We start from the raw sequence: 10,570 nt of genomic DNA, 5'->3' as shown, positions 1-10,570 counted from the left end.
CCGGGTATGAAGAATTTAAATAAGTTATTTTCACAGATGTCTATCTTCACACCGCCATGTCGACCTGCTGCACAGAACCCACATCGCCGGCCTCCGTAAGATATATTCCACTTTTAGAAACGCGCCCAATAACCTGATTATTATCACCTTTTAAGTCAAAAGGGGAATTTTCAGATCCCGTATAAATCGCCCCCACATCACTTTCCCCTAACGATAATAACTGATCGGCCTGCAAGGTTTTATTCCAGATTAACAGATCATCAAAGACACTATCGGCCGAATCAATAAATCCATTTCTATCATCATCATAACGACTTAACTCTTCAAATCCCTGACCCGTCTTACCTCCGAATAACTCAGAACCATCATCAATTTTACCATTATTATTTTTATCCAACCCTAACCAACCGCTAGCACCAGCCAAATAACCAAGCCACTCAGACTCACCATCTGCATCGATATCGAATTCAAAAGAGGCATCTGACAGCTGCGCGGAGCTACCATCAAAATTAAGCAGCAAAGGGTCTTTAAAATGCACCTCTTTTGTAAAACCAGACGTTTCTGTCGACGAGTAATGCCGCTCCATTGTCATCGCCATGTTGAATCCAATTTCAACACCGTCCGATGTTTTAACAATACCACCTGCATTAAAACGGGTTATCTCGTGTTCTTCAACGGAACGCGACAGATTGACCGTCATTTTGACTGTTTTAACTTCTGACAGAAAATCAGTTGCCGCAGATCGCTGCACCCGCCCACCTGAAAAATCCTCAATGACATTATCACTCACCATAAAACCCGCTTTTTCAACAGGCAGCTCAGTTCCGGTTATGGCTTCAAACAGCGCCTTAAACAGGTTTGCCTGAGTCAAGCTTTGCTGCACTTGCGTAGCACGCTGCTCATCGACAGAACTAAACTGCAAGCCATTTTCTGTCATCACTAAAAAAGCAGCACCTCGCTCCGCACCCAATGCATCACCGGAGAGCCCCTTTACTGCCAGAGCCTCACCTGATAGCAAGCTGGCCTGAACGAACTGCTGCCCAAAACCGGATAGATTACCCTCTTGGATAAAACTAACCGATTCTGACTTCTGATGCTCCGAGCTCATAGAAATTATACTTTTCTCAATAATCATAAATATCTCCTACCTGTTTATTCCTGGCTGTTTTTTTCCCTAACTATTTTTCTGGCTGTATTTGTCTTCTGTTTGCGGTCAAACTTTGCCTCACATCTCTTTCCTGCGGCATATTAATACCGTCCAAAGCAGCCGACCGGCCCATTTCGAACACAACTCTCATCAAATTCAGCATAGCTATTGCAACGCTATTAAGAAGCAAGCAAGATGCAGGCCTACGGTACATTGGCAGGACTATTAAATAGGAATATTAAAAATGTTTACCCGCGTGACACGTCGCTTTTTTTCCCCTCGTCTATTTCTCAGTAGCAGCCTCCTTATACTTCTGAATGGTTGTAGCACTGTGAGCCCGCCTCCAGAAATTACTGCCGGTATTAACAAGGCGATATGCTGGGATACCCTCGCGGGCTGGCAACAAGACACTCTTAGCGAAGCACTGCCTGCACTCAGGCAACAGTGCCCCAGGCTCAGCAAATCTCAGCCTGAGTGGAAAACCATCTGCAGCGCCATCGATACCCTCCCATTGACAACAGATGATGAAATGCGTGATTTCTTCGAAGAGCATTTCATTCCACACAACATCATTGGAACAGCAAGCAAAAACCAAGGCCTCATCACCGGGTATTACGAACCCACCCTCAATGGCAGCATGCAACCCAACCCACGTTACAACTACCCTCTCTATCAACCCCCAAAAGACATGCTTACGGTTAAGCTAGGCTCACGCTTTCCTGAGTTAAAGGATCAACGAGTGCGCGGGCGGATAGAGGGCAACACTGTCATCCCCTATTACAGCCGCCAAGAGATAGATAACAGCGACTCGCCACTCAAAGGGCAGGAGATTCTCTGGGTTGATGATGCAGATGCAGCTTTTTTCCTGCATATTCAGGGATCAGGGCGTATTCAGCTAGCCGATGGCAGCATGATCGGCGTTGGTTATGCTGACCAAAACGGCCATCCCTATGTTGCCATTGGCAAGAAGCTGATTGAACAAGGCGAGCTAACACGTGAGGAGGTATCGCTTGATACCATCAGACAGTGGCTGTCTTCTCATCCTGCAGAAGCAGACATACTTAAGAACCAAAATCCCAGCTATGTTTTCTTTAACGTAAGAAAAGACCTTGAGTTCGGCCCCAGAGGATCCTTAAACGTACCATTGACGCCAGAACGCAGCGCCGCAGTAGATAGAAAAATAATACCGCTAGGAACACCTTTATGGATCACTACAACACTGCCTGGCAGTAATGAGACCTACCAAAGACTCGTATTTGCTCAAGACACTGGCGGTGCAATCAATGGCCCCGTACGCGCAGATATGTTTTTTGGACGCGGGGAGCGCGCCGAAAAGCTGGCAGGAGAAATGAAGCAGACCGGTAGCATCTATGCTCTGTTGCCTAAAACCAAGCAGGCAATTACAGCGAGCTGCAAATAAACGCCATCACCGAAAAGCGGACATAAAAAAAGGGTAAGACATTTAAGTCTTACCCTTTTTTTCCTATTTATTTAAAGACATCTATGAAATAACGTATATTAAAAAGATGCATTAAACAAACAGGTAAACGGAAGCTCTGAAAGCTCCCGTTTCATAGCGGCTAAAATTATAGCGCTACGATGTTTTCTGCTTGCAGGCCTTTCTGACCCTGAGTAACAGTAAACTCAACTTTCTGACCTTCAGCCAGAGTCTTGAAGCCGTCACCCGCGATAGCGCGGAAATGAGCGAATACATCAGGACCATTTTCCTGCTCGATGAAACCAAAACCTTTTTCTTCGTTAAACCATTTTACTGTGCCAGTTGTTGTAGACATAATAATATCCTGTCAAATCATGAGTATTGGAAGCTATCTCTTTATGAGAAAGCGATAAAGCTGGAAATATTGCTACTACTTATGAAAACAGAACGAGCACTCAACAAAGAAGATCGAAATGGAACACATAAATATAAGTCGTACTTTCAAGCTAAGCTAATTATATACAGCTTCGCGACGTAGTCAAAGCAGATTCACCTTTACTTTATTATTAGTATCACGGCTTTGTCGAATTAACTCATCATTTGCAAGTGTTGATGCCGATTTCGCAAGCCGATCGTACAGAATAACATTAACCGTCGCTGCCAGATTCATACAACCAATCGTGGGTACATAAACCACAGCATCGGCCTGATCAATCACACGCTGCTCCAACGTCCCGTCTTCAGGCCCGAAAATATAAAAAGCGTTTTCCGGATGCTGGTATTCAGGTAAAGGGGTTGCCCCCTCCACCAACTCTACACAGACAATTTTGCAATTCTGCGGAATATGCCCCAACAAACAGTCAACACCCGTCAATGAAATATTGCTACGGGCATCCTTGGTATCCGTATTAAACTTCACAGCCCGCGTATATCGCTCGCCTGTATAAAATACAGAGCTGACCTGGTAGCAACCTGCCGCACGCATAACCGCGCCCACGTTTGCCGGACTCTTGGGGTTACTTAACCCGATACAGACATTGTGATCTTTCATATGCAGTAAAGCCATTTCATAAAAGTCATTTCAAATTAATTCAAAAACCAACCCACGTAGCAGAAGCCGCTTTCACCCCCAGACATTAGGAACAACCGCGTTTGTATAACCTGATATAAACGTCTGAGCCGCACCCGACCCAATGTCATAGGTATGCCGACTTACCGTACCAATATTGGCACCGTACACATGAATACTAATCGACACCTGATCTGATAATGCATTTGAAACCCGGTGAATATCACCCACACGCGGCGATACAAGATCAACGTCTCCCACCTGCATCACATGCCTGCCTGTAGCAAGCATCTGGCCGGTTTCGTATTCTTTAGTAAATTCCTCACAAACCTCACCACCGCGCATAACACCGACCATACCCCATACGGTGTGATCATGTATTGGCGTGCTCTGTCCGGGACCCCATACAAAACTGGCTACTGAAAAACGCTCGAGAGGGTCACAATGCAATAAAAATTGCTGGTATCGATCCGGATCTGATTGAGCAAACACCGCTGGCAGCCAGTCATCATGAGCAACAAGGGACTGCAGCAGCGCTTTTCCGGCAATGAAGATTTGTTGCTCATCACCGCGGACCTTATCAACAAGGCGAGTAAAGTCCTGAATAAATACTTTAAGTCTTGCCTGATTCAGCATGATGGATCTCTATAACAAGGTTAAGCGAATGCAAATGAATTACAAAATTACCCATAGTGCTATGCGAACAATAAGCGCAGTCTTTCAAGATCTTCCGGCGTATCCACACCGGCAGGGGGTAACTCATCAGCGACTTCTACGTGAATCCTCGCCCCGTTCCACATAGCACGCAGTTGTTCTAAACACTCAGTTTCTTCTATCGGTGCAGGTGCCCAGCGAACAAACTCATTAAGCATCTTCACCCGGTAGGCATAGATGCCAATATGCCGTTGCCAGCTATAACATGCAGGCATCCGCTGCTGATCGGCCGAAAACTCATCCCGCGGCCAGGGAACGGGCGCGCGGCTAAAATACATCGCCATGCCACGTGCATCCGTGACAACTTTCACCACATTAGGATTTAACAGCGAAGCTAAGTCCTCAATGGGCTCAGACAATGTTGCAATACCAGCCTCTGGCTCAGCTTTCAGGTTATGTGCAACCTGATTAATAACACGCGGCGGTATTAACGGCTCATCGCCCTGAACATTAACAACAATATCATCCGCATAAAAACCCAGCGAGTGCACTACTTCCTGCAGCCTGTCTGTACCTGATGGATGATCTGCTTTAGTCATGCAAACTTCGGCACCAAAACTACGCGCCACATCTGCAATGCGATCATCGTCTGTTGCGACAATGACTCGCTCTGCTTCACTTTGACAAGCCCGCTCATAAACATGCTGCACCATCGGCTTGCCTGCAATATCTGCCAACGGTTTTCCTGGAAAACGTGTAGATGCATACCGTGCCGGTATAATAACGCTGAACCCCATGACCAGCTCCTATTTTTCCTTAAGACGCTCTGCTGTGGTTAATGTGCGTGCTTCGCTTTCCAGCATTACCGGAATCTCATCACGGACAGGGTATGCCAGACCACTGGTACGACAGATCAATTCGTTTGTCTCAGCATTGTACTCAACCGGTGCTTTTGATACCGGGCAAACCAGAATATCCAGTAATTTCTTATCCATCTGTCTCACTCTCTTTTACATTTTGGAGCAATTGCATTAACTGCTCACTAAATTTAGCGGGTAACTGCGCATCTACCTGTAAATAGTAAGCAGGGGCGCTTAATGGTAACAATGCACACTTGACGGCATCTTTTTCGGTCATGATAACAGGAAGCGCATCATCGAATGTAATATCAGACAATTGAAATAAATGATGGTCAGGAAAACTATGCTCAATCGGCCACAGACCGGCTTGTCTTAGTGTATTGTAAAAGCGACCCGGGTTACCGATACCGGCGACTGCATGCACTCTTGTTTTCACTTCTGCATCCACTTCGGTATTCGCTTTTGCATTCACTAACATTGCAACATCATGACGCTGGCCATCCTTAAGACTGACCAGACCCGTTACTGCCAATTGCATAGTGATAGCCTTTTCATGCTCATAACCACCGACGCCGTTAACGATTAGCATATCAACATGCTGCAGACGGTCAGGCAACTCGCGCAACGGCCCGACAGGTAAGCAATGACCATTACCTAAACCACGCTTGCCATCAATGACGACTATTTCAACATCGCGACCCATTGCATAATGCTGCAACCCATCATCACTGATAATGATATTGCAGTTATGCATTTTCAATAGATGCCGGCAAGCACGCACTCTGTCAGGATCAATGACCATAGGAACCTGAGTGCGTTGCACTATCATTAAAGGTTCATCACCCGATTCCTCAACGCTTGACTGTGAAGTCACACTAAAAGGATAGGCCCCGGGACTGGCTGTATACCCACGACTGACAACACCGGGCCTGTAGCCCTGATCACGCAACCATTGAATCAAAGCGATCACCAGCGGGCTTTTGCCGGTGCCACCAACATTAATATTTCCGACAACAATCAGAGGTACGGGAGAGACCCATTGCCGCAGGCTTTGCTGCTTCCTGCGACGCTGAGATATGCTGATAAAAAGCTTTTCTAATGGCCACAAGAGCAATGGCCAGCGAGATCCATCATACCAGGCGTTTTCAAGCATACTCATCGGTTATTCGGCTGCTTGTTTGGTAGTGATGCTGAGCTTTTCAAAGCCTAAGCGCCCGGAAACATCCATAGCAGTGACAACGGATTGGTGCGGGGTTTTAGCATCAGCGGTAATAACCAACGGCGGTTTTTTATCATCAACAATTAATTTCAGCATTGCCTGGCGCAATGTTTTTTCCTGAGTATTAATCAGCGGCAAACCATTAACGCTGTACTGTCCTTCTTCATCAATAATAATTTCAATCGCCTTCGGCAGATCCCCGGAGACAGGCTCAGCGGTGGTTTCGGGCAGATCAATCTCCAGATGAGTCTCTTTAGTAAAGGTGGTCGACACCATAAAAAATATTAACAAGAGAAACACGACATCGATAAGTGGCGTCAGATTAACACTTACCTCTTCTCTATTGCGACGTTGAAATCTCACAACAAGTCTCCGCTAATTATCATGATCAACTTCACGTTCACCATGAACAGCTTCAACCAGTTTGACTGCCTGCTGTTCCATCTCAACGACAAGCGAATCTATTTTACGCTGAAAATGTCGATGGAAAATCAATGTTGGTATGGCAACGGCTAAACCTGATGCCGTCGTAATTAAGGCTTCTGAAATCCCTCCCGCTAAAACCGCAGCATTGCCCGTTCCCTGTATCATGATTTCGGTAAATACCTTAATCATACCGATAACGGTACCCAGCAAACCTAACAAGGGCGCAATAGCCGCAATCGTTCCTAGTGCGGTTAAAAAACGCTCCAGCTCATGAATCACCTGGGAAGCAGCTTCCTGGATGCTCTCTTTCATAATCTCACGCCCATGACGCGCATTATTCAGGCCCGCCACAACGATCTGCCCCAAAGGACTGCCCTTCTTAACTTCTTTCATCCGCTCGGCTGTCATTGCACCACTTTTCAGCCAACCCCAGACATTCTTCATCAGCTCTGGCGGGGCGATTTTTCTGGCACGCAACTCCCACAAACGCTCCAGACAGATAGCAAGAGACAAAACCGAACAACCAATGATAGGAATCATTAGCCAGCCACCAGATGCGATCAATTCAAACACGATTAACTCTCCTTTAATGTCGGGCTACTTTAACATACTGAAATGCATTGGAGTACGTTCTCAACTCGCTGACCAGTAACGTTTTTCTTTTTGCCGCCATGTCTCTAGCCGACAGCCTGCTTCGCCAGCATCTTCAAGCAATACAGCACCTTTTTTATCGGTTCGAATAATCCTGCTGCCATGCGCCTTAATACGCGACACCACATCGGCATGCGGATGGCCGTAACGATTAAGAAAACCGGCAGATACCAGCACACTGTCAGGTTTTGCTGCGTCAAGCAGCGTATCTCCGGTTGATGTACGACTACCATGATGACCCGCCACTAACCAGCTAACAGGCGACAAACTCTCGGCCAATTGCGTTTCAACTTTCAGACCCGCATCACCGGTTATCAATAAGCTACACTGCGAACTACGTACTTCTAATACACAGGAACGGTCATTATCTGTCGCATTTGTTGCAGGCTCAGGATGGATATAAGCGAACTCAATACCATCCCACGACCACGTCATGCCCGGCTTACAAAATTCTGCAGGAATCGGTAAGGCGGCAGGCATACCGCTTTGAGTCACACCAATGCCCAGGGTTTGAGAAACTATACTGACACCTCCGGCGTGGTCATTATCGTCGTGACTGACGATAAGCTTATCCAGATAATTAACCCCCTGCTGTTTCAAATAAGGCATGACAGCTCGCTCAAAGGCATTACTACCATTGGCATACGCCGCCCCTGTGTCATATAACATCACATGCTGATGGGTTCGTATTAAGACAGATGTACCCTGCCCCACATCAAACACGACCGCCTTGAATCTGCCTGATTCGATGCTGTCTGGTGGTGGCATAAATACCGGCAACCAGCACAACACACCCACGAGTTTTAATTTGCTACTGACAGGCTGCAATATCATCACCGCACCCAGCCCCGCAAATACAACAGAAACTATGCCCGGCGGCTGTAAGTCCAGCACCCACTGATCACTCAGCCCATCCACCCAGGCCAGACTCGCCCATAATCCCTGAATAAGCACACCGACAACATCCAGCCCCCACTGGATACCGATGCTTTCCATTAACAGAGCAGGCATAGTCAACATGAGCAACAAAGAAAGGAAGGGAATCGCCAGCATATTAACCAACGGCGAGCTCATCGACATCTGCCCGAAAAACAACAATAACAACGGACTTAATATCCACAAAATCCACCACTGACTTTTTAGTAAAATCATCAAGGGCGCTTTTACCTGCCTTATCGTCACCAGAAACAATAAGGCAGCCACCGCACTGAAAGACAACCAGAATCCAATTTCATGTATGGCTAACGGCTGTAAAGTCAGCACAACCGCCATGGCCAACCACCACCGCGCCCAGACATCAGGACGCCGCATTAATAATTGCGCCCCCAACAATACAGCAGCCATAACCCACGCACGCTGCGTCGGGATACTAAAGCCAGCCAAGCCAACATACAAACCACTTAACCCCAAAGCCGCAATCACCGGCAGCCACTGATGAGCAACTGAATGTTCCCTACCCCGAAACAAACCAACGAAAAGCAAACGTCCCAGCCACCACCCCAGCCCCACACAAACACCGATATGTAAACCACTGACCACCATCAGATGCGTTGTTCCTGTATTACGCATCAAACGCCACTGCCACTCCCGGAGAGCATTCTTATCCCCGATCAGCAACGCCTGCAAGGTCGAAGAAACGACCGGCTCTTCGCTAAAACGCCCGGCCAGCCAAGTGATCAACCGAAAGCGGATTAAGTCTATGGAGGAAGAGGACGCCACTTGCTGCTCAAGAAATACCTTCACATATCCAACGGCATCAATATTGCGGCTTAGCGTCCACCTTTCGTAATCAAACCCTCCTGGATTCCAGAAACTATGCGCTGGTCGTAGTTTCACATCCAACACCAGGCGATCCCCGGGTTGTATATGACGGTCAGCCCGATACCAGCTCAAGCGGATAATCCGCGGTTGATGCTTAGGCTGACCGGATAGCTGACTTGATGACTCGACAGGTAACTCACTAGCTAACCCGCCAGAAGATTCAGATTGAATGTTATTGACGCGCAAACTAAAACGCACTTGCTTACCTTCATGCTGAGGAAGACCCTCAACTACACCGGCAACTCGCCAAAGCACTTTTGCATCATCAACACTCCATCGATGCATCAGTTGAAAGTGCCCGTATAGCAGTGCGATAACGAGCCCGATAAAAAAGCTGAGTAGCCTGACGCGACCCGCTGGAAAATAACGAAATATGATCAGCCCCAAAACGGGCAAGGGAGAGAGCCAGATAAGTGGCGGTAGCACCGGAAGCCAGGCTACGATAGCAAAAGCTGTGATATATATGATCATCCTTGATCTCTGTGTTGGCTTACACAGCTACGCTGTGCATAATAGTGTTATCTTTTTCTGATGAAGTATACTTCCTATGCCCCGGAAGATTATCAAGAAACTCTTGCCCGACGAGTCAATACTGCGAAACCATAAACATCTTAGCTGGCTTGGTAGTCATCTACACGATCCATCATTGTGGCACTTAACACGTAAATCTGTTGCAAGAGCTTTTCTTGTTGGTGTGTTTTGTGCTTTTTTACCCGTGCCGATGCAAATGATTATCGCCGCGGTACTTGCACTGCTTGCCAGAAGTAATATTCCAATCTCCGTCGGCCTGGTCTGGATCACAAACCCCCTGACGATAACGCCGATATTTTATTTTACCTACGTGGTCGGTACTTATTTGTTGAATACACCAACACTGGATATTGAACTGAAGTTCACTTATGAAGCACTATACCACGACCTCTCCGCTATCTGGTGGCCCTTATTAACAGGCTCTGTATTCTGCGGCGCTATCTTCAGCGTAATCGCGTATTTTATTGCTTCATCATTCTGGATATGGCATGTGCGCAGGTCATGGTCTAAAAGAGGTAAGAATGAGCAACTTAAGTAACCATTATTAAGCACTAGTATCAGCACTAGCAGCGCTTAAGCAGTGGCCCTTGTCAACGAGTGCAACCCTCCGTCTCTGAGCTCTAAAACCCGATCCATACGATGTGCCAATTCAGCGTCATGAGTGACAATAATGAAAGACGTTCGAAACTCCTGATTCAAACGCGACATCAGGTCCTGAACATCATTAGCCGTATGATTATCCAGGTTTCCTGTG

12 protein-coding genes and 1 pseudogene are annotated in these 10,570 nt (G+C 47.0%); 2 read left to right on the top strand and 11 right to left on the bottom strand.

Annotated features, from left to right (window positions below; all coding sequences use genetic code 11):
- Positions 1-46: 46 nt before the first annotated feature.
- Positions 47-1,135, bottom strand: coding sequence for a hypothetical protein (locus tag ABY436_RS16530; RefSeq protein ID WP_372740033.1), 1,089 nt, complete (start codon positions 1,133-1,135; stop codon positions 47-49).
- A gap of 343 nt (positions 1,136-1,478) precedes the next feature.
- On the opposite strand from ABY436_RS16530, the gene ABY436_RS16525 reads away from it, so the two are divergent.
- On the top strand, positions 1,479-2,567 hold the full coding sequence (locus tag ABY436_RS16525; protein ID WP_372740032.1) for a murein transglycosylase A: 1,089 nt from the start codon (positions 1,479-1,481) through the stop codon (positions 2,565-2,567).
- Between the two features lie 166 nt (positions 2,568-2,733).
- Here the strand turns inward: ABY436_RS16525 and ABY436_RS16520 are convergent, their stop codons facing one another.
- The 9 genes from ABY436_RS16520 to ABY436_RS16480 form a co-directional block, all read right to left on the bottom strand.
- Entirely contained in the window at positions 2,734-2,940 is a 207-nt protein-coding gene (locus tag ABY436_RS16520; RefSeq protein ID WP_028468790.1) for a cold-shock protein, read from the bottom strand.
- A 183-nt stretch (positions 2,941-3,123) separates the two neighbouring features.
- The gene (locus ABY436_RS16515; protein ID WP_372740031.1) at positions 3,124-3,636 is read right to left on the bottom strand and encodes an RNA methyltransferase; all 513 of its coding nucleotides are present in this window, start codon (positions 3,634-3,636) and stop codon (positions 3,124-3,126) included.
- Between the two features lie 72 nt (positions 3,637-3,708).
- Positions 3,709-4,290, bottom strand: coding sequence for a cysteine dioxygenase (locus ABY436_RS16510; RefSeq protein ID WP_372740030.1), 582 nt, complete (start codon positions 4,288-4,290; stop codon positions 3,709-3,711).
- A gap of 59 nt (positions 4,291-4,349) precedes the next feature.
- Entirely contained in the window at positions 4,350-5,105 is a 756-nt protein-coding gene (gene kdsB, locus ABY436_RS16505; RefSeq protein WP_372740029.1) for a 3-deoxy-manno-octulosonate cytidylyltransferase, read from the bottom strand.
- Positions 5,106-5,114: 9 nt separating this feature from the next.
- Positions 5,115-5,303, bottom strand: a complete 189-nt coding sequence (locus ABY436_RS16500; protein WP_372740028.1) for a Trm112 family protein — start codon at positions 5,301-5,303, stop codon at positions 5,115-5,117.
- Positions 5,296-6,327 carry a tetraacyldisaccharide 4'-kinase gene (lpxK, locus tag ABY436_RS16495; RefSeq protein WP_372740027.1) on the bottom strand — a complete coding sequence of 344 codons (1,032 nt, stop codon included), beginning with the start codon at positions 6,325-6,327 and terminating at the stop codon, positions 5,296-5,298. Before lpxK ends, ABY436_RS16500 begins: the two co-directional genes overlap by 8 nt.
- 3 nt (positions 6,328-6,330) lie before the next feature.
- Positions 6,331-6,750, bottom strand: coding sequence for an ExbD/TolR family protein (locus ABY436_RS16490; protein ID WP_372740026.1), 420 nt, complete (start codon positions 6,748-6,750; stop codon positions 6,331-6,333).
- Between the two features lie 12 nt (positions 6,751-6,762).
- Positions 6,763-7,386, bottom strand: a complete 624-nt coding sequence (locus tag ABY436_RS16485) for a MotA/TolQ/ExbB proton channel family protein (RefSeq protein ID WP_372740025.1) — start codon at positions 7,384-7,386, stop codon at positions 6,763-6,765.
- A 60-nt stretch (positions 7,387-7,446) separates the two neighbouring features.
- Complete coding sequence (locus tag ABY436_RS16480) at positions 7,447-9,756, bottom strand: DNA internalization-related competence protein ComEC/Rec2 (protein ID WP_372740024.1); 2,310 nt, start codon at positions 9,754-9,756, stop codon at positions 7,447-7,449.
- Positions 9,757-9,832: 76 nt separating this feature from the next.
- Here ABY436_RS16480 and ABY436_RS16475 point away from each other — a divergent pair, with 76 nt between their 5' ends.
- A complete protein-coding gene (locus ABY436_RS16475) occupies positions 9,833-10,354 on the top strand; it encodes a DUF2062 domain-containing protein (protein WP_372740023.1) in 522 nt (173 codons plus the stop codon).
- Between the two features lie 35 nt (positions 10,355-10,389).
- On the opposite strand, the pseudogene ABY436_RS16470 reads toward ABY436_RS16475, so the two are convergent.
- Positions 10,390-10,570: pseudogene (locus tag ABY436_RS16470) on the bottom strand (lipoprotein-releasing system ATP-binding protein LolD); the annotation flags it as partial.

The sequence above is a fragment of the Neptunomonas sp. genome, from assembly GCF_041601355.1.
GTDB lineage: Bacteria > Pseudomonadota > Gammaproteobacteria > Pseudomonadales > Balneatricaceae > Neptunomonas.
This window is presented reverse-complemented; position numbering and strand designations above follow the sequence as displayed.

What these genes read in the sequence shown, in the direction of transcription:
- ABY436_RS16530 (WP_372740033.1), bottom strand. Translation starts at nt 1,135, where the DNA reads ATGATTATTGAGAAAAGTATAATTTCTATGAGCTCGGAGCATCAGAAG.
- ABY436_RS16520 (WP_028468790.1), bottom strand. Translation starts at nt 2,940, where the DNA reads ATGTCTACAACAACTGGCACAGTAAAATGGTTTAACGAAGAAAAAGGT.
- ABY436_RS16515 (WP_372740031.1), bottom strand. Translation starts at nt 3,636, where the DNA reads ATGAAAGATCACAATGTCTGTATCGGGTTAAGTAACCCCAAGAGTCCG.
- ABY436_RS16510 (WP_372740030.1), bottom strand. Translation starts at nt 4,290, where the DNA reads ATGCTGAATCAGGCAAGACTTAAAGTATTTATTCAGGACTTTACTCGC.
- kdsB (WP_372740029.1), bottom strand. Translation starts at nt 5,105, where the DNA reads ATGGGGTTCAGCGTTATTATACCGGCACGGTATGCATCTACACGTTTT.
- ABY436_RS16500 (WP_372740028.1), bottom strand. Translation starts at nt 5,303, where the DNA reads ATGGATAAGAAATTACTGGATATTCTGGTTTGCCCGGTATCAAAAGCA.
- lpxK (WP_372740027.1), bottom strand. Translation starts at nt 6,327, where the DNA reads ATGAGTATGCTTGAAAACGCCTGGTATGATGGATCTCGCTGGCCATTG.
- ABY436_RS16480 (WP_372740024.1), bottom strand. Translation starts at nt 9,756, where the DNA reads ATGATCATATATATCACAGCTTTTGCTATCGTAGCCTGGCTTCCGGTG.
- ABY436_RS16475 (WP_372740023.1), top strand. Translation starts at nt 9,833, where the DNA reads ATGCCCCGGAAGATTATCAAGAAACTCTTGCCCGACGAGTCAATACTG.